The sequence below is a fragment of the Gimesia chilikensis genome (genome assembly GCF_008329715.1).
In the GTDB taxonomy this organism is placed as follows: domain Bacteria; phylum Planctomycetota; class Planctomycetia; order Planctomycetales; family Planctomycetaceae; genus Gimesia; species Gimesia chilikensis.
The window spans coordinates 229486-248482 of record NZ_VTSR01000020.1 but is presented as its reverse complement, the minus strand read 5'-3'; the positions used below and the strand labels follow the sequence as shown (position 1 = coordinate 248482).

Below are 18997 nucleotides of genomic sequence, written 5' to 3'. Positions count from 1 at the left end.
CAGCCCACAAATAGCGACCTATTTTGTGGGCTGTTTTCTCTTCAACTGCTGTGATGCTGGACGAACAAGACGAAATCCAATCTTTTCCGGTTGTAAATAGCGGATTGCGGTTTGAATAGAGTAGCTTTTCTGATTCTTTAACTCGTAGTTGCCCTCAGCTTGATTATGATTCTGATTTCGGGAGATTGTCAATCCGATAAAATCGGGAGTACGGAACTCGGGATTCAAATCCAATGCTGCTTTTGAAGTTTCTATTTGCTGTGGAGTTGCCAGCGAGGACGTCCATTCTTTGCCTGTATTAAGAAAATTCTCTAACGCAGGTTGCAAAGGGAGAGAATCAACGATGTGCTTGAATTCGTCGACTGTCATAAGCCGTCCTCCTGCCTCCTCGGCAAAGTGTATGGCGAAGTCCTGTCCTTCCGGGTAATAAGGAGCGTCGAGCGGGGCGTGTCTGGCGGGATCAGCGTCACTTGCGTCGGGACGAAGAGTCAAATAGTCGTGATTTGTGAAGCATCTGGTAGAGATATAGAGATCAGGAATATCAATCTGATTGCCTTTGATCAAAACCATCTCATCCAACACACTTTGCGTAGGAATGATGATTTCAGGCCATTCGAGTGTGTTGGCTTGAGTTTTATTCCAGAATCTGTTTTTGGTACTTCCGATGGGAATCTCCGCTCCCCGGGGAGGCACTTTGCGGAAGACTTGTTGAAACCGGGGCGTTCCTTCGAGCATCGCAACTACGTAGTATTCTCCAGGTGCGAGGCGGAGATCGGTGGGAGTCGTCCCGTCGGCTTCAAATTCAATGCTGGGATTGGGTTCTCCAGAGATGGAGTCCCGGGGATAGACGAGGATGCGTGCTCCCGGTGGTTCGGTCTGGACATTTACCTGCCATTTGCCATCATCATGCATGACAATCATGGCGGTTGAACTGCTCAACAAAAGTACGCAGGTTGTCAACAGGGACGCGCTCAATAACCGGTTTCGCTTTGCCCAGCGCCACAGTTTCTCGTGCAGCGAGAGCCGACGCGCTGTGATGGGTTTTCCTTCGATGAACCGCTGCAGGTCCTCAGCCAGCTCGTCAGCAGTGTCGTAGCGATCTCCCGCGAGTTTACTTAAGGATTTCAGACAGATCGTTTCCAGGTCACGTGGGATGCTGGCATTCCATTTGTGGGGGGGAACCGGTTCGGTATGCAGGATCTGAGAAATCATTTCCTGGCAGGAATTCCCCTTAAAAGGAACTCGGTTGGTCAGCAGTTCGTACAGAATGACTCCCAGGGAGTAGATATCGGCACGTCCATCGACAGTAGATGCCTTGCCATCCGCCTGTTCGGGGCTCATATAGGCAAAGGTTCCCATAATCGCACCGGTTACGGCGATTGTGGATTCGACATCGGAACGTTTGGCAAGACCAAAATCGGTGATGCGCAGCTGGTCGTCATCTGTAACCAGAACGTTATTCGGCTTGAGATCCCGGTGGATCACGGACTGCTGGTGCGCGGCATGGAGGGCGATGGCCAGATCGCGACAGATGCTCGCGGCTTTGCTGAAGTCGACCTCGTGGTGCCTGGTCCATTCGCGGAGGGTGGAGCCTTCGACAAATTCCGTGACCAGTACGAGAGTGCCGTCGATTTCCTCGAAGTCGTGGATGGATACAATTCCGGGGTGGGAAAGTCGGGCGGCAGAGCGGGCTTCCCGGGAGAAGCGTTTCCGTTCGACAGCCGAGAGTGACTTTTTTCGAGGTAGCTTGAGTGCGACGGTCCGCTGGAGTTCTTCGTCCCACGCTTTCCAGACCAGTCCGAAGGCACCTCGGCCGACGATTTTTTCGAGCCGATAGCGACCGAGTCGACGTACCTGTCGGAATGAATCTGCCAGCTGGGAGGAGAAGTCCTGCAGGATTTCACTGTATTGGGGAAAGCGGGACTGATAGTCATCCAGGGAGAGCAGGTTCCCGTTCATCCTGCGATAGTGGATATCCAGGCGAAGTAATTCGGCGAAGACGATAGACTGGGTCTTACCGGAAGTCTCTTTGAGGAAACTCTCGATTTCGGGGGATTGTCCCTGTTTCCAGGATGATTCGAAGCTGTCACAGATGCGATCAATGGTATAGGCTGCCGCCATGAGATCGTCATCTGCAGGATCATAGGGGGTATTATTCATGACTCCATGCTTTTCGGATCAGCCGTACCTTTCTCGTTACAGTGGCCGGGGAGATTTCCAACAGCTCACTGATTTCCTCATGCGTGTAACCCTGTATCTTGTAAACCGCAATTTTCTTCAAAACATCATCAGAAAGTTTATTTAAGACGCGCTGATATTCTTCTTCCATGATGGCAAAGTATTCGGGGGAGTGGTCGGTGGACACGTAAGCCTGGAAGTTTTCAATGGAATTGATCGAGACCGGCAGTTTTCCCTCTGGTGAGGTGCGTTTCTGGGCGGTTTCCCGGCGGATATGGCTGACTGCTTTCCGTTGGGTCATGGCGATCAGCAGCCACCATAATTCATCCCGGTTCTGGACTGAATCAAATCGGCCGCGTTGTGAAGCCGCCCAGACACTTTCGAAGACGGAAAGCACGATATCTTCGGCGTCCAGGGTGGCTGTCGGAAAGGTGTTGACCCGGGTCTGTGCATAGCGAATCAGTTTCTCATAAAACTCGTCCCAGATTTCCTGGACGGCATCCTTCTGATCGTTTCCCAGAGTACTCAGCCAGCTGGAGACCGGGGTGTCTTCGTCGTATTCCATGTCAGTTTTCTAAATTGCAGATGGTTTAGAATAACAGGGCCCACTTTAAATGTTTGTCGTCCATGACCGATTCAGTATACCATTTTGTTTATGTGTAATCTCCCCAGAACTGAAAGATTCGTCGTTTGGTGAAACCAGTCGGAAATCGATTTCAGAGAAGGGAATAATTTGCAGCGTAATCTCGGGAAATATCAGCATATTACGGATTAAATGATTCGCAAAACTACGATTACGCGGTTTCAGGAGTAAGCGATTATCTGACTCCGATTCGCTGGAATCGGTATGGAGATCAGTCAGTGACTTGGATCAGCCGAATCGGGCCAAATCGGTTGATCATTCTTAGTCAGGCAGGGATGCCATTTTCGCTGCACACCTTCGATTCCAGCATAGTATCTCTGGTGCATACGTTGGAATGTAGGCCAGCTTCCGTGCATGAAGGATGAGTTATTTAGCTGCTGATCAGGCAAACGCGTTCAGCTTCTCCATCCAGCGTTGTACCTGCATGGCATCCGAGTATGTCGCTCCCGTGGGAACCGCTTCTGTGTTTCGCACGACTCGACAGAAGCAACGTAGCTCCTCAGCCATCATGCCACTGGGGGGATTGGCACGCACTTCCAATGCCAGGGGCCAGGCAGCTGCATTGTCCCAGACTGAGATCGGACGTGGATTTGGTTCGATGCGTGCAGACCAGCCCTCACCGAACACTTCAGTTCGATCAAAACCGCGTGGCGGCATTCCCGCAGGCGTTAAATAGGAAGCCGCAAACGAGGCTACCGGACCTCCGTTCCACTGGAGTTGTGCAACAGCCAGGTCGATATCGCCATTTTCTGTCCGATGAAACTGGGCACTGAAGTGATCCGGCTCTGCACAATCGAGAAGTACCTGTGTTGAATACAGGTCATGTACCATTGCAGCCTGTAACGGGTTTTCGCCTGGGAAATCCTGCACGATGCTCGCCGGTCGATGGCGTACACAGTCGATGTAGGAAATCGGACCACGTTTGCGGGCTATTTCTCGCAACTCCTGAAATTCGCTGTTGAACAGCAGGATGTGTCCCAGCATCAGATTACTGGAATCGGGGCGGACCAGTGGGGCGAGACTTTCCGCTTCTTCCAGCGTCTCTGAAATCGGCTTTTCCAGCAGTACGACTTTTCCATGTTCGAGCAGTTCTCTGGTAACCACCACGTGAGACTCTGTCGTGCAGGCGACCACCCAGGCTTCTGCGTCAGACTCTTCAATCGCCTGTGTCAGATTGGTCCACCCTGGTACATCGGGAAGTTCTTTATGCAGGGCATCAAGACTTTCCTGGCGTCGTGCGACCACCGCTGCCAGCTCAGCCTCTGCTAATCCTGCTAATGTCAATGAATGTAATCGTCCAAAACGCCCCAGGCCTATGACACCTGTTTTTACGGGCTTAAAACTCTTCGCAGCCATCGGGGTTCCTTAACTATTCCAGATCTGTTGTCCGCAGTGAGACGCAGGATTTGCAGAAACATTCATCATATCTGAAGTGGAATTTCCCCATCAAGGCATCAGTCCAGAGATGATCATCAAAACGGAACCTTCCGGTTGGCGATAGGAATCCATGAGCAGAAAATATGAGAAAAAACGCCGGACGCTGGACTTGAAGGGGGGGAACGATGGTACGATAAGAATTGTATTTTGCCTGAATCGGTTTCAGGATCAACACGAACGGGAATTCCCGACTTTTATCAGATTGAGTGACCTGTGCAGAAAATTAAATCGCCCCGAATTCTGATCCAGCTGATTCTTCTCCTGCTGCTCGCAGCGTCTCCAGCAACGGCTGCTGAAAAAACACAATCTCTTCAGCTGACGCTGCCGCCCATGTTTTATGCGGTACCCGGCGTGGAGATGAGTATCTATTTCGACAATATCGTTCTGACCGAAACTCCCGAAAAATATCGGTTTGAAGTGGATTGCGAAATCGGCACTGTCGACCAGAATCGCTGGACCGTGACGCCGACAGATTCGAATGTCGGACAATATTCACTCTCAGTCAAAGTGACAGACGCCGACGGAGCGAACCTGGGGACTGCGAATACCGTTCTGCAAGTTTCAAGGCCGGATGCGGGAGCCAATCGTGACCACTGTCGGTTGTTGATTATCGGCGACAGCCTGACAAACGCGACTACCTACTCCAACGAGATCGCCCGATTGCTCTCGACTCCCGGCAATCCTAAATGGCAAATGCTGGGAACGCACAAACCGAAGTCCGCTGCTGCGGGGGTCGCCCACGAAGGTTACGGCGGTTGGACCTGGCAGAGGTTTGTTTCACAGTATGAGCCGAAACCCGATGGAACCAATCGCAAACGCAGTAGTCCGTTCGTCTATCTCGGAAAAGATGGTAAGCCTGGCCTCGATTTACCGCTCTACTTCAAAGAAGAGTGTAATGATCAAAAGCCAGATTATGTGATCATTATGCTGGGCATCAATGATTGTTTTTCAGCGAAACAGGATGCCATTGATGAGAAGATCGATGGCATGTTCACACAGGCTGATATCCTGATCAAAGCCCTGCAGGCAGCTGCGCCGCAGGCGGAGGTGGGAATCTGCCTGACCACTCCGGGGAATTCACGACAGGAAGCGTTTTATGCTAATTATAAAGACCGCTATAGCCGCTGGGGATGGAAGAAGATTCAACACAGGCTGGTGCAACGTCAAATTGAAAAATTCAAAGGCCGCGAAAATGAGAACCTGTTCATCATTCCGACGGAGCTAAACCTCGATATCGTGGACGGCTACCCGGTTAACAACGGGGTGCACCCCAATAAAGTCGGTTACCAGCAAATCGGGGCGAGTATTTATGCGTGGTTGAAATATCGAATGGAACAGTGAGGGCATAACCGGATTGTTAAAAACACGGTTAGCCCAATTCTGTATCTTCGAATTCAACCCCTGGGAAACAAGTGAAAGCTGAGTCTTGTTTCGGTTTAACGCGAGCGAAAGATGCGGGAAGTCATGACTTCGATCACGATGGTCTCTAAACCGTATTCTTCGGCTTTGACACGCTTCAAGATATCTTCGATCTTGTACTGGTCGGAGCGTTCCATCTGCCTTCCGGTTGAGTAGGTGAGCAGCTTTTCGATCAGACAGTGGGTAAACTTATCAAGACGTTTTTCGAGCAGGACTTGTTTAAAGCTCTCGAAGTCTTTGAATGTTTCACCAGAAGGCAGCTTACCCGTCGGATCGACCTTCGGGCCGCTCCCTTTTCCTCTCGGATGAGGATACTTTTCACGCCAGCGGCCGATCGGGTCGAATGATTCCAGTGCGTGGCCGTGGGGATCGATGTTGCGATGACAGACGTAACATGTCTGATCCTGGCTGTGTTTGAGCAGTCGTTCACGAATGGTCGTGGCTCCGCTGACATCAGCCTCAATGGCAGGCACTTCATCTGGCGGAGGTGGTGGAGTAGATCCGAGCAGATTTTCAAGGACATACACACCGCGTGTGACTGGCGATGTATCAACACCGTTGGCGCTGACGGTCAGTACGCCAGCCATGCCCAGCAATCCACCACGGTGTTTCGTACCGGATAGGCTGACACGCTGAAAACCATCTTTCAGTCGCATTTTGTCCTTCTCAGGTAACTGATAGAGGTGGGCCAGTTTCTTATCAACGAAGGTATAGTCAGCGTCCAGAAAATTCTTGACCGATCCGTTTTCATCCAACAGGGAGCGGAAAAACAGACGCGCTTCCTGTTTCATCGATTCAGGCAGGTTCTGAGCATAATATTCCCAGGCGGCTCTGCGTGGTGGAGGCTGGTCGCCCATGGCACGCAGATTGAGCCAGCTGTCCAGAAAGCCATTGACGAATTCATCCGAACGGGGATCTTTCAACAGACGTCGAATCTGCTTCTGTAACTCTTCTTTGTTCTTCAGTTGTCCCGAGGCGGCCGCGGCGAACAATTCTGCATCAGGCGGTGCCGTCCAGAGTGCATAGGAAAGACGCGACGCCAGATCATACGGGTGTAATTCAAGTTCTTCCTCGGGCGTGATCTCACTGAGGTATAAAAACGAGGGCGAGCAGAGTATCAGCTTGACAGTATCGAGGGCTGCCTGACGTGGTGGCGCCTGCTCGGAAAGTCGTTTTTCGTAAAGTGTTTTAATTCGTTGTTGATCGGATTCGTTCAGCGGACGCCGATAGGCCTTTTTCGCAAAGCGATACAGCTGATCCAGGGCATGGGCTTCCTGGAATCCCTCTTTCCCGAATACGGCGAGTTCTTCTTTACTGCCTCCCGGTTCCGGGAGCGGACCATTGATTTTGATTTCGCTGATCCTGATGTGAGGCAGCTCTCCTTCGCGAAGCAGTGCACTTCGTCTGACTCCTGTCTCAGGATTCTTAAATTCGTCTTTGTAGCGTTTATTGAGCGTGATGACTGATGCCCGCGACTCATAAGGTCCGTTTGGAAAAATGAATCGGGGTGTCTGCCCGGCTTCCAGCCAGACGCGAAACTTTAGCCACTCAGGTTTGTCATCCGGAACCACGGTGCTGGCCAGGATCGGTTCGATTGCCTGGGGGTAATGGATATGCCCTTTCTTCACATCACCGGTCACAACAGCCAGTTGAAACGGTTCCGAAAAGTCGATGCGGAAAATCTTAGGATCGTAATGGGTGTCACGGTGCAGCGCCTGGGCCTGAACCTGGATGTCATACAGACCTGAGACCGGTACGCCATCCAGAAAATCTTCAATGTGTCCGTAGCCACCCTGACGTGTGTCGGTATTGGGCTGCTCGTAGAGACAGAGATACCGATATTTGAACACACTGCGGTGTGCCCCCGACAATTCTTCGTACTGTTTGAAATTGTCCTTAAAGTGCCAGGACTTCGGTTTCATCTCGGGTTTGCCCAGACGGGCCTCTACCAGCCGAGAGGCTGCCTGGAAATACTGATCCAGCAGAAATCCGGACGTCACCAGCGACTCGCCGATGTTGTCCATGTGCTGGCTGGTCTCTTCTTTCGGAAAGTCCGCTGTTAATCCCAGCGTGTCGACACGACGGTCAAACAAAGTCGCCAGGGTGTTTTCATATTCCCGATTGGAAAGGCGACGCATGATGGTGCGTGATCCGGTACTTTCGAACTGGCTCCGTGCTTCCTGAATGCTGTCGCGTAAGGCACCGATTAAAGCGAGTCGTTCTTCGTCGGATGGCTGGACCGATTCTTCAGGCGGCATTTTTCGCAGCGTGACCTGATCGATGATGCTATCCGCGGTAATCAACTGCTGTTCCGATTTGAGCGGCAGGGAAAATGTTTCGAACTCGCGCTCACCATCAGCGGTTGCGACGTCATGGCAATCAAGACAGTATTTTTTCAACAGTCGGGTGACGGTCGGAGTGTGCTTGTGTTGTGGCTCCGCTGCAGAGCAGGGCACCAGCCATGAAAGACAGAATACGAAACCGCAAACGGCGCGAAATACGCTCATGCTGAAAATCTCATTGAACCGCGTATTCATTTTCAGGAGAACCTTCCGGTACTCGTTCCGAATGCTTCCTTCTCCACACCCATTCGCTGAGCGATATCCAGGAAGAGATTACACAACGGAACCTTGCCCGGGCCTTTCGCGGGTGCTTGCTTGAATTCACCAGTCCCATACCCGCCTCCTGCCAGAATAATGGGGAGGTCTGAGTTGGTGTGTGAATTGGCATTCCCCATACCGCTGCCAAACAGGACGGCGGTTGAATCAAGCAGGGTCCGTTCGCCGTCAGAGATCCCAGCCAGACGCGTCAGGAACTTTCCAAACTGTTCGATCTGATAGAGTTCAAGCGTGACCAGGTCCGCGATGGACTCTTCGTTATTGCCATGGTGAGAAAGACCATGGTAGGACTTATTGATGCCCAGGTGTTGTGGCAAAAAGCTGCCGCCGATTTCCAGCGTCGCGATCCGAGTGGAATCGGTCTGTAACGCCAGCGCGATTAACTCGTAGAGCATCGGCAGATCTTCCACGGTATTCTTATCAGCCGGTTTGTCGAAGGGGGCTTTCGGTTTGGGCTGATCGGACCAGACCTGACGGAGCTTCAAGCGTTTTTCGACATCGCGAATGGAGCTGAAATACTCGTCGAGCTTCGCCTTGTCTTCGCTGTTAACTCGTTTTGAAAGTGAACGGGCTTCGTCGTGAATCGAATCAAGAATCGAGGCCTGCAGTGAGTTCTCTTTCACTTTTCGAGCCTGGACCTGTTTTGAGTCTGCGACAAACAGGCGGTCAAACAGCTCGGCAGGCCCCGTGATCGGCGGAACGCGAACGCCTGACTTCGTCCATGAAAGCTGGCAACCACCATGGATGCCACCCTCAGAACCAACCGTGAGTGATGGGAACCGTGTCTGGTTTCCAATCTCATCTGCAATGAATTGATCAATGGTAACGTTGCCGTCGGTACGGTTCTTGGACTCGTGATGGAGGAGACCTGACAGGAAGGTGTGCACGGCAAAGTGACCGCCGCGAAGTCCATGATCAAGTCCACGATAGATTGTCAGCTGATCGCGATTCGCAGCCAGAGGTTTGAGCAGCTTTGTTTCTTCAAAGTCTTTGCCGGTTTTCTCAGGGAAAAAATGTTTCAGTTGAAAACCGAGTAAATTACCCACCGCGACGAATCGCTGGGCCCCCGCACCGGCTCCCCGGTCCTCTGTAATCGCTGAGTTCCCGGCGAGGGCAGTACTCATCAGAGAAGGTAGCCCTGGTAAAGCGATCGATCCGGCCATGGAGCGAATCAAGAATCGACGGCGATTGATTTTATTCTTCATGCTGGGAGTCAATCCAATAGCTAAGGGAGGCAATACGAAGGAAGGCATTCAACTCTCTTGGAAGCCGCCAGGTTCGAAAATGGTTTCGAGGAGCAGCTAAGAGCGTTTTTCATCACACAGAGAGCAGGGCGAGAGGCCTGAACCTGCTCCCTCCATTTTACCCGACAAAGTGACGGAATGCCATGTATCTTTGCCACAAGATCCTCATTAATCTGCCTGGTCCCGGGGATGGAGTTCGGCTCAGTTTAGGGGGATTACCAGTCAGAGAGAATGGTTAAATAGTGTGGCGACAGGGGATTTCGTTTCTGGCCCTGGTAGGAATTCCCGTCAGGATTGCACGTTCATCTTCCGTTCGACGGACCAGAATTCCTCGATCGATTGGATCGGTTGAGTCTCGTATTCCCCGGGTAACAGGATCACCTTGCGACCGGAATGCTGTGAGACAAGCAGGCTGACTTCATCCGGGGAAATTTGATCGGGGGGAATTGAAACCGACTTCAGTTCTACATCCTGGCTATTTGGGTCATCGATACCATACTCATGCGGAGGCAGATAAATGGTGCCGTTGATGAAATCGACAGCGAACGCGATCACCCCAGGAACAAAGAAAAACAGGAGTCCGATGGAATTCAGACCCACGATTTTCCAGTCGAGCGGCCCCGCAGGCTGTCCTCTGCGTTCGGGGTACAGAATGGTTCCACAACCTGTTAAAGAGCCTGTGAGAACGAGATTGATTCCAGACAATAGAAAACGGCGTCGAGATGGGCTAAGCAAAGCAAATGGTCTCCGAATGCTGTACTGCCGCTTGGCCCGTGTGTGCAGACAGCGCATGTCTTTAGGTTGAATTGTTAGAGTCGAGGGGGAAAGCACTAATCAGAAAGGATGATCGGCTAGGGGGCAGGAGAATACTCGATTCCGTGATCGGGGAAAAGATGGATTATAAATCAGCGACAATTTTCATCCTGCGGATCCTGCAGCTTAAATCCCTTATTCTGTGACCTGCTCATGTGGATATCACATGTTCTAAGTCTCTGATGAAATTGATCAGCCGAAGTGTCGACCTACACCGCAGGAAACGCAGGCATGTCGTGTGTTACGTAGTAAAAAGGCCTTTTGATTGAGGGCACGAGATCTCAGTGACGTCGTGACAAACAGTCAGTTTGGAATTCCGTCCACTTCTCATTATTACACTCTATCGCCCGGATCGCTCTTCTTGACTTCAAAACAGGGATGGCAGCTGTCAGTGTAAATCAGACCGGAACTGTGATCCTGCCTAACCTCTACAGAGACGGGGCCGCACTAAAAAAGATTGGCTGCATGAGGGTTGATACTGAAAATCCAGTATCAACCTACAACAATTCTTGAATTGAGCATAGATTCGGGTAACATAATTGAATTCATATTCACTCTGAACATTTTTTTCATTCCGCCTATATGACATTATCCCGCAATCAATTTCTGTCGCTACTGGATGAAAGCGGTATTTTTTCCGCTAAGGATGTCATTGCACTTCAAGAGACACAGGTCGACTCGTCCGAAACCGCCCTGGATCTGGCAAAGACACTGGTCAAAAATAAGAAGCTCAACGAGTTTCAAATCAAGATGATCCTGCAACACAAAGGTGACCGGCTCGTGTTGGGCGACTATCTGATACTGCGCGAGATTGGTGCGGGCGGGATGGGGAAGGTCTATCTGGCAGAGCATCGCCGGATGAAGCGAAAAGTGGCGCTGAAAACGCTTCCCACAAAAATTGCCCTGGATGAAGAATCGATCGGCCGGTTCCAACGGGAAGTCCAGGCAGCGGCGAAATTGACTCACCCCAATATCGTGACCGCGTATGACGCCGGGGAAGCCAAAGGGGTCTCCTATTTTGTGATGGAGTATGTTGATGGAATCAATCTGTCAGACCTCGTCAAAGAGCACGGCGTCCTGCAGGTTGATGTCGCCGTCAATTATATCATCCAGGCGGCCAAGGGCCTGGGGTTTGCCCACTCCGAGGGAATTATTCATCGAGATATCAAGCCAGCCAACCTGTTGCTGGATCTGAAGGGGACTGTCAAAATCCTGGATATGGGGCTGGCGCGAATCGACAATCTAGAACCTAGTGAGGTGCCGGCCACGCAGCTGACAGAATCGGGAAGTGTGAAGGGGACACTCGACTATATGTCACCGGAACAGGCTCAGAATACACACGCTGCGGATGCACGCTCTGATATTTATAGCCTTGGTTGTTCCCTCTACTATTTACTGACCAGCAGGGTGATGTATCCGGCTGATTCGTTTGTCAAAAAAATACTCGCTCACCTGGAACAGCCAATCCCCTCGATTCAAAAGCAGCGTCCTGAAGTTCCTGACGAACTGGAAGCCATCTTTCATAAAATGGTGAGCAAGGAGCCCGTTGAACGATATAACTCAACCGCAGAACTGATTGAAGCACTGGAAAGCATTCCCTTTGATCAATCCGAGCAGACTGACCAGCCACAGCAGGGGCCGATTCAAATCCAGCCAGGCCCACGTACTGCCGTGTTGGATGAAGATCTCTCGACACTTTTTTCTCTCTATAAGGATGATGAGTGCTTTTCAGAGTATGGTCGTATCTGTCTTGATTCTACAGTCATGCAACCGAAAGCGCGCTACCCATTTATGAGATGGTTGTTCCCCCTCGGCTTTCTGGCGCTGTTGTGGTGGGCATTCTCCAATCAGCATCTGTTTTTCAGTCCGCTCAAGAATCCGGCTAAAACTGCTACCGGTGCACCTGAAAAAGCCGTTTCAAATCCTGCAGACAATAAAAGTACCAGTCCCGTCAATCCTGCAGATAATGACAGGGCAGCTGCGTCGAGGACATTGGAATTAGGGGGAGTGGTTGAGATATCAGTCGATGCAGAGCCGCAGGTCATTGAGAAACTGTCTGAACTTCCCACCGGAGTGTTTCAAACGAGAAAAATCCTGCTGCATGAAAACAAGCAGGTGCTCGATGAAGACCTGAAGTGGTTCTGCTATTTGAAGAATCTTGAGACTTTGGATCTCTATGATACGAACATCACCGATGTGGGAATCGCACATCTGAAAGCACTGCCAGCGCTAAGCAAGATTGATCTGTACAACACAAAGACAGGTGATACGAGCCTGGAACAACTGAGTCAGTTTGGTACGTTGCGGTCAATTACGATGCAACACACAGCAGTGACCAATGACGGTTTAAAATACCTGTCAGGGCTTTCCAGCCTCGACTCTTTGAATCTGGGGAATACGGGTATAAATGATTCCGGCCTGACACATCTGAAAAGCCTGGCAGGTCTTCAATGGTTACAATTATCTTTTACCAATGTGACGGATTCTGGTTTGCTGTATTTGCAGGATCTGAAGAGTCTCCGCGAACTGTATCTTACCGAAACCCAGGTTACCGATGATGGGAAAAATCTGCTGATGGAAGCGCTCCCCGAATGCAGCATAATGCAGTGACAGCTGGAAATAAACTGACGCATTAAATTCGATCTCTGAAACATGATTTACCGGCATTGAGAGGAATTGATTTGATGGTGGGCGGGCTGAAATTACCAGGAGAAAAAACGGGCAGGAATCCGAGTTTAGAAAAGTTTGTAAAGAATCATCATTCCCGCAGTCGAGTCAGCATTATTATTGCGGCCCGCAATAACGAAAGATATCTGGCAGAAACGATCGAGTCTGCACTGCAACAATCCATCCCGTGTGAGGTGATTTACTCGGACGACAACAGCATCGACGATTCCCTCGAACTGGCCCGTCAATATCAGTCGCAGGGGTTGACTGTTCTGGAGAGTCCTCGGCACCAGGGAGTCTGTGAAACGCGCAACCGTGGTGCTGCTGCATCTTCGGGGGACTACCTGGTATTTCTGGATGGCGACGACATCATGCCCGCCAACTATATCGAAGAACATTTAAACGCGATGCGGGATGACACTCCCTTTGTCTATGGGCCGGCTCAGGCGTTTGGTGATTTTTCCATCTTCTGGGATGCACCAGAGTGGGAAGGATCTGACATCTGGCGCAACAATTTTGTTAATACTTCGGCAATGTGGCGTCGAAAAGTATTTGAAGTGGCGGGACGCTGGCGCGAAGGTATTAAAACCATGTGGGACTGGGATCTGGCGTTGCGAGGATCTCGCCTGGGAGTTCCCCGGCGCAGCAATGCGACGCTCAAATACCGCCAGCATGCAGCTTCCTGGTCGGCAAACAATCGTGAGAAAACCCATGATCAGCAGGAAGCGTTCATGCCGGAAGTGCGAAAGCTGAATGCACGCGTCGCTGTGGGCTCGATCATCAGTGGCCGAATTCCCAAATTGTTTCCCGCCTGGATGTCTGCTGTCGCCCAGGCGACACGGCTGCTCGACAACTCCTCAAAACCCGAGCTGGTTCTGCTTGATAACAGTAATGATACCGATTTCCGTGTCATGATTGAAAAAGAGGTCAGCCGCTACTGGTCCACTTTCCAGACCATCAAAATTATTCCATTGGAAGAGCGCGTCTCTCACAACCATCAGAGCGAAGAGGAACGGCGAGACGCTGTGTCTCGTTTCATGGCCCATGCCTGTAATCAACTTCGTACCCACATGGATGGTGAAATTCATTGGATCATTGAAGACGATATCATGGTCCCTATTCAGGCGGGCGCCGATTTGATGCAGGCTCTTGTTTCAGGCTGGACACCTCCCAATGCGGTGTCTGGATGTTACCACAATCGCCATATTCCCAAGCTGTATGTCGGCGGCTGGTGGAACGACGATGCTCCCCACGAAATTACAGATCTGCCTGCAGATCCGTTTCAAGTCGACTACGCAGGTACTGGCTGTTTAATGTACTGGGATTCCAGAACCCCGCGTTATTGGGGCAGCCATCATGCAGGCATTCCCGCACATGACTGGAACTGGTCAATGGAGTTAACCGGATCGGAAGGGCAGCTGTTGATGTTGCCTCAAGTATGCTGCCAGCACGCCATTGACGATATCAGTTTTGTCTGACAGAGGCGGCCAGGGGCTGATGAACCGCAAAAAGAAATAGAACACGATCAGCAAAGGACGCAGCAGAATAAAGTCCCAATGTGTTTTCTCTTTCGCGAAAACTTCGTTCATGTAATCAGTAATATAAGGAAATCGTTGCATCGGACAATACTATACAAAAACGTCGTCTGTTCGCAAGATACCTATGTCGGTGAGAGTATGATAAAAATGAGGGGCAATTTAGAAGCGGGTTGATCGTAACTGGAGATAAGACAATTCAGCTTAGCTTCAGGCCAGGCGGAATCTGGAGCCACAATGTAAAAGAGAGAACCACAGTGCAAAAGTGAGAAGTTGACGCTTTGGAATTCGCATGCCCATCGTTAGTGATAACGAACAACTGCATATAGAGTACTTCATCTTCAAGATGTGTGGTCTGAAAATGAGGTCTTATTGACGAGACACGATTCTCACAGCCGAACTTGATCAAGGAAGTAAGTCATGCGATTCCCCTGGATGTGCTGGAGGGGAGTGCAGAAGATGTTCCTGTTGATGGCGGTTTCATCGCCAGTACATTTAAGGAAACCTGTGAAGCAATATGTCCCGAACGAGAAGCTTTAGAGCGGTCCATAAAAAGCAAAAAGCCGCTGAGTTATTGTATCATAACCCAACGGCAATCATCTAAGCGGAGAGAGGGGGAAACTCGGCTTCCTGTTTCATCTTGCTCTAGTGGGTATCCGAAAACCAAAAATCGAGAGATCAAAAATCGGAAACAGAAAACTCAGAATGGTCGCAAAATTCGACGTTACAAGCGACGTTGGATCGTCGAGAGAACAATCTCATGGGTACATAATTATCGGCGCGTAGTGATACGTTGGGAGTATCACATTCACCTCTACAACCAATGCCACAGCCATGTCAGCAACTGCCCCTGTGGACATGTGTATTGAATCTTCATTTTCACATGGTTAGGATAAGCTTAATGGTTGCTTCATATCACAACAAATATGCGCAAGTTAATAACAATGGCATCAACATGGAGCTTTTCAAATGAAACCTCAACCTCGGCAGCCTGGTTATACCAGACGTTATGCCTCTTAACCCAATGGATTCTGTGGCTGAGCGATGGCAGATTTTTTTACAAATATCATGGGCCAAGTTGAAGGCCCGTTCACCGGCACTCAAATCCGGGACCTTGCTAAAACCGGGCGTCTATTCCCTGACAGCTTTGTCCGTAAGGGAGTTGACGGCAACTGGTTTACGGCTGACAGAATAAAAGGACTTACTTTCGGGGCAGCCAAACCACAGCCCCCCCCTCCACCAAGTTTGCCTGTCCCCTCGCCCACATTGGCAGCTCAACCCGCTTCAAATGTGATACTCGAAAATTACGACAAGTATGCCGAATTTACAAAAAACCATGATTGGAAGGCGCTTTGCGAACTAAATAATGTTTCCCTTGATTCGTTTGGAACAAAAAAAGAGCTCCAGGCATTGCCAGACTACCTGGAACCTAATGAGGTTGTGTTCGCACTCACGTCTGGGATGATGCCGCAATCAGAAAACTCTAATTCTTTTGACTTTGGCTTAAACACTTGGCTTGTTGTATTGACAAGCGACAGATTTCTTTTTCTTGACGCAGCGATACTAACCAGTTCTGTTAATACCCAGAGCATTCGTCACGACCGAGTCCAGGCCGTGTCAGCTAGCCAAGGCTGGGTGCTTGGAAAGATTATGGTGGATTTAGGGAGTCGTGTACTCACAATTGATAATTGCCAAAAGGCAACGGTGAAAGTCATTGCCGATTTGGCAAATAAGTGGCTCAAGGAGATGAGCGACAAAAGAAATACCAATGTCACGCGGTTGCAAGCAGAGCCTGAGGAGTCACCGCTAGATAAATTGGAAAAATTAGCAAAACTCCACTCGATGGGAGTGCTTTCAGACGAAGAATTTCGCACAGCAAAAGAAAAGATATTGTCTTCACTGTAGTTCCATTCTCAGTGCCCTCCAATACATTAAAGCAAGGGAACACAGAGTATCAGGGGGAGAAAACATGCTGAGTTTGCCTGATAGACCTGTGCGTTCCGTACAATTCCGTCCCGTACAAAGCTATCTTTGTAACGAGTTTCGCACGTGCTGATTCCGGAACTTGTGAATTCAGTGAAACCTACAAAAGTTAAAGTCCACAGCGACTCGGAGGTAGCTTGCAGCTTTCGAAGTTTTGATTAGTAGGTCAAAAGCAACCGCGACACAGATATGTAAGGCGAACTGCGTATACTCTGCGACCCTACAGTCGCTGAAGGTTCCAAAGGGTACTTGAAGAGGCCGTCCATCGAATGTGAAAGTGTCACAGCGGGGTACAAATAAAGTGACATCTCCTTATTTTACAGCATGTTACCACCGAGACTGATTTTACTACAATGAACCAACTTTTTCATCCCCTGCTGACACTGATTGCGACTGATTCCAACAGCCTCTTGGCCAAATACGTCCTCCTGCTTGAAAAATGAGAACCGGATTTTGCGAAACCGTACCGCAGGAGAGATTCATACAAAACCGCACGAACGTTCGCAGTTCCTGAAATATGGTGAGTCGCTCGGAAAAGTAATCAACGAACTGATCACGATCATCACTCCCCGGACGTTTCATCGCTGGGTACGGGAAGACAAACAAACCCGGAGAAAAAAGCTGTCGGTCGGCCAGGAAAGAGTGCCGTACTACGAGAACTGGTTCTCAAGATCGCCCGTGAAACGGGATTTGGCCACATTCGCATCCTGGGGGAACTTCAGAAACTCGGTATTACCCGGATCTGTCTTCAGACGGCGAAAAATTTCGTCAAGGAAGCAGGGATCGAGCCGAGTCCGAAACGAAGTACCGGCACCTGGGACCAGTTTCGCAAAAGTCATGCGAAAACACTCTAGGCCTGCGATTTCTACACGAGTCGAGCTGCAACGCTGCGGGGCTCATCGATTGGTATTTATGCATCTTGAGTCGCGTGAAGTCTTGGTGACAGGTTGGAATTGCCCAATACCAAAACGACGAGTGACGGAAATGGGGCTTCTTCATGTTCATCTCCGAGTAACCTTAGCGCTGCTGGCTCGGACGGGAATTCATAACCAGGCAATAACCCGGACTCTGCAAAGCGTCTTAGAGGATAGCCTGCTGAACGATCATCAGCGTCTTGTTGATTGATTCGTGGATCGCCAGGAATCCCAAGAATCCGAGCTACAAGATCAGCTGCTCTGATTCCAGCATGGCGACGTTCAAGAGTCTGTGTGTACCGATCAAGGGCCTGCCTGAGTTCGATCACCTGTCGAGCTGTGGCATCAAACACATAACGAATGCGATCGGGCAAGGCTGCCAACAGCTTCCGCAAATCTGCATCTGTGAGATTTGCATTGGAGTTTTACAAGAGCTTATTCCAACTATATTCATTACCCATACTTGTTACTAATGTGTCTAATAAACTTTTTTCGAAATCCCTGAATCACTTAAACAGTCATATTACGTATTACGTAATCGGGATGAGTATATATAAGCATAAAGACCGGGTAACATCATTTACCAGGACAAAACTGACATCGTCCTGTGCATTAAAAAGTCCAGAACATTCCAAGCCCCGGACATTGGTTGATCAGGTCGGCTATTGAATTTCACCACAAAAAATGAGATCGAAGATTTTCGATCACCTCAATCCCCCGCGACATAAAACATTTCTTTTCAGTGGACCTTTCGCTTCGATGACTTTCAACAGACCATAGACTCCGGTCGGCGATTTAATGACCAGCGAGTTTCCGCTCTCCCGAACAGAGGGTGCCAAACGAGAATTCGCTTTAAAGACACGAATGAAACTCAGAATCTGTTTATGTCGAGTAGTTAATTTTTTTCGTAAGCAGTCTCTCATATATTATGATAGCGACCGGGTAAAGGAAAACGAAAAGGATCAATTCTGTTGATATCAGAGTAAACCTCGTGTAACTGCGAAATCGTTAAGTTGAATAACATTTCGAATGCATTCTCCGGGTAGTGCATTCTTTTCCTTGACTCTGGTCGTCACCCTCAGTTGGCCTTGCGTCCGGACGGCCGCCTTCATCAGTGCACCTGGCCGTTAAATCGTGGAAGCCAAACGTCCGCCATACATGCTTTGATTCCGGTACCCTATGATCAATCGAGACCAGGGTGTAGATCCCGATCGGAGGTGGCTTCCAGGCTTTCGTGATCGACTTGACACCGGCCTCGCCCAAGGGACATCGCCCCTTCGACGATCGCCCGGTGTGGACGTTGTAGATCATCCACTCCAGCGTTCTGCATCGTCGCCACGATATCTGGAAAGTAGCCAACTGTCAGTTCTGAATGAGGCATCAGTTAAGAATTGCTCACTCCTTCTCACAAGCCACTTGAGAGGGTGTACGATTCTATGGTAGTGTATACGTAAGTCTTGTCCTGCGTTGGTTCTGTTTACTTCAGGAAGTATAAAAACTCCTGATTTTGAGGACAGTGAGAAAGCGTGATGCGAGTCAGACTTAT

14 protein-coding genes and 1 pseudogene are annotated in these 18997 nt (G+C 49.9%); 5 read left to right on the top strand and 10 right to left on the bottom strand.

Translation table 11 applies throughout. The features are described 5' to 3' along the window. Positions 1-18: 18 nt before the first annotated feature. The 3 genes from FYZ48_RS23125 to FYZ48_RS23115 form a co-directional block, all read right to left on the bottom strand. Positions 19-2160, bottom strand: a complete 2142-nt coding sequence (locus tag FYZ48_RS23125) for a serine/threonine protein kinase (RefSeq protein WP_149344771.1) — start codon at positions 2158-2160, stop codon at positions 19-21. Continuing rightward, entirely contained in the window at positions 2153-2743 is a 591-nt protein-coding gene (locus tag FYZ48_RS23120) for an ECF-type sigma factor (protein WP_149344769.1), read from the bottom strand. Before FYZ48_RS23120 ends, FYZ48_RS23125 begins: the two co-directional genes overlap by 8 nt. A gap of 459 nt (positions 2744-3202) precedes the next feature. Then, the gene (locus FYZ48_RS23115) at positions 3203-4177 is read right to left on the bottom strand and encodes a Gfo/Idh/MocA family protein (protein ID WP_149344766.1); all 975 of its coding nucleotides are present in this window, start codon (positions 4175-4177) and stop codon (positions 3203-3205) included. A gap of 294 nt (positions 4178-4471) precedes the next feature. On the opposite strand from FYZ48_RS23115, the gene FYZ48_RS23110 reads away from it, so the two are divergent. Beyond that, positions 4472-5599 carry an SGNH/GDSL hydrolase family protein gene (locus tag FYZ48_RS23110; RefSeq protein WP_198422264.1) on the top strand — a complete coding sequence of 376 codons (1128 nt, stop codon included), beginning with the start codon at positions 4472-4474 and terminating at the stop codon, positions 5597-5599. 95 nt (positions 5600-5694) lie between these two features. Here the strand turns inward: FYZ48_RS23110 and FYZ48_RS23105 are convergent, their stop codons facing one another. The 3 genes from FYZ48_RS23105 to FYZ48_RS23095 all read right to left on the bottom strand — a co-directional run bounded on the left by FYZ48_RS23105 (position 5695) and on the right by FYZ48_RS23095 (position 10274). Continuing rightward, positions 5695-8184: a DUF1592 domain-containing protein gene (locus tag FYZ48_RS23105; protein ID WP_149344764.1), complete on the bottom strand. Its 2490-nt coding sequence runs from the start codon at positions 8182-8184 to the stop codon at positions 5695-5697. Positions 8185-8216: 32 nt separating this feature from the next. Then, positions 8217-9500: a DUF1552 domain-containing protein gene (locus FYZ48_RS23100; RefSeq protein ID WP_149344833.1), complete on the bottom strand. Its 1284-nt coding sequence runs from the start codon at positions 9498-9500 to the stop codon at positions 8217-8219. A gap of 327 nt (positions 9501-9827) precedes the next feature. After that, positions 9828-10274 (bottom strand): polyribonucleotide nucleotidyltransferase, encoded by a 447-nt coding sequence (locus FYZ48_RS23095; protein WP_149344762.1) that lies wholly within the window; start codon positions 10272-10274, stop codon positions 9828-9830. 660 nt (positions 10275-10934) lie between these two features. On the opposite strand from FYZ48_RS23095, the gene FYZ48_RS23090 reads away from it, so the two are divergent. From FYZ48_RS23090 to FYZ48_RS23080, 4 genes and pseudogenes are all read left to right on the top strand, one after another. Beyond that, positions 10935-12962 carry a serine/threonine-protein kinase gene (locus tag FYZ48_RS23090; protein ID WP_149344759.1) on the top strand — a complete coding sequence of 676 codons (2028 nt, stop codon included), beginning with the start codon at positions 10935-10937 and terminating at the stop codon, positions 12960-12962. A gap of 74 nt (positions 12963-13036) precedes the next feature. Continuing rightward, complete coding sequence (locus tag FYZ48_RS23085) at positions 13037-14497, top strand: glycosyltransferase family 2 protein (protein WP_149344757.1); 1461 nt, start codon at positions 13037-13039, stop codon at positions 14495-14497. A 737-nt stretch (positions 14498-15234) separates the two neighbouring features. Next, a pseudogene (locus FYZ48_RS29695) lies at positions 15235-15354 on the top strand (IS5 family transposase); the annotation flags it as partial. A gap of 244 nt (positions 15355-15598) precedes the next feature. Continuing rightward, a complete protein-coding gene (locus FYZ48_RS23080; RefSeq protein WP_149344831.1) occupies positions 15599-16459 on the top strand; it encodes a PH domain-containing protein in 861 nt (286 codons plus the stop codon). A gap of 728 nt (positions 16460-17187) precedes the next feature. Here FYZ48_RS23080 and FYZ48_RS23075 read toward each other — a convergent pair. The 4 genes from FYZ48_RS23075 to FYZ48_RS23060 form a co-directional block, all read right to left on the bottom strand. Beyond that, positions 17188-17376, bottom strand: coding sequence for a hypothetical protein (locus FYZ48_RS23075; protein WP_149344755.1), 189 nt, complete (start codon positions 17374-17376; stop codon positions 17188-17190). A gap of 71 nt (positions 17377-17447) precedes the next feature. Further along, positions 17448-17834: a hypothetical protein gene (locus tag FYZ48_RS23070; protein ID WP_187782173.1), complete on the bottom strand. Its 387-nt coding sequence runs from the start codon at positions 17832-17834 to the stop codon at positions 17448-17450. A gap of 321 nt (positions 17835-18155) precedes the next feature. Next, the gene (locus FYZ48_RS29930) at positions 18156-18374 is read right to left on the bottom strand and encodes a LexA family protein (RefSeq protein WP_149344750.1); all 219 of its coding nucleotides are present in this window, start codon (positions 18372-18374) and stop codon (positions 18156-18158) included. 260 nt (positions 18375-18634) lie between these two features. Beyond that, positions 18635-18832 (bottom strand): hypothetical protein, encoded by a 198-nt coding sequence (locus FYZ48_RS23060; protein WP_149344748.1) that lies wholly within the window; start codon positions 18830-18832, stop codon positions 18635-18637. Positions 18833-18997: the final 165 nt, after the last annotated feature.

Excerpts from the sequence above, each read along its gene's own strand:
- FYZ48_RS23100 (WP_149344833.1), bottom strand. The coding sequence starts at position 9,500 with ATGAAGAATAAAATCAATCGCCGTCGATTCTTGATTCGCTCCATGGCC.
- FYZ48_RS23080 (WP_149344831.1), top strand. The coding sequence starts at position 15,599 with ATGGCAGATTTTTTTACAAATATCATGGGCCAAGTTGAAGGCCCGTTC.
- FYZ48_RS23125 (WP_149344771.1), bottom strand. The coding sequence starts at position 2,160 with ATGAATAATACCCCCTATGATCCTGCAGATGACGATCTCATGGCGGCA.
- FYZ48_RS23105 (WP_149344764.1), bottom strand. The coding sequence starts at position 8,184 with ATGAGCGTATTTCGCGCCGTTTGCGGTTTCGTATTCTGTCTTTCATGG.
- FYZ48_RS23120 (WP_149344769.1), bottom strand. The coding sequence starts at position 2,743 with ATGGAATACGACGAAGACACCCCGGTCTCCAGCTGGCTGAGTACTCTG.
- FYZ48_RS23090 (WP_149344759.1), top strand. The coding sequence starts at position 10,935 with ATGACATTATCCCGCAATCAATTTCTGTCGCTACTGGATGAAAGCGGT.
- FYZ48_RS23115 (WP_149344766.1), bottom strand. The coding sequence starts at position 4,177 with ATGGCTGCGAAGAGTTTTAAGCCCGTAAAAACAGGTGTCATAGGCCTG.
- FYZ48_RS29930 (WP_149344750.1), bottom strand. The coding sequence starts at position 18,374 with ATGAGAGACTGCTTACGAAAAAAATTAACTACTCGACATAAACAGATT.
- FYZ48_RS23075 (WP_149344755.1), bottom strand. The coding sequence starts at position 17,376 with ATGACTTTTGCGAAACTGGTCCCAGGTGCCGGTACTTCGTTTCGGACT.
- FYZ48_RS23085 (WP_149344757.1), top strand. The coding sequence starts at position 13,037 with ATGGTGGGCGGGCTGAAATTACCAGGAGAAAAAACGGGCAGGAATCCG.
- FYZ48_RS23060 (WP_149344748.1), bottom strand. The coding sequence starts at position 18,832 with ATGCCTCATTCAGAACTGACAGTTGGCTACTTTCCAGATATCGTGGCG.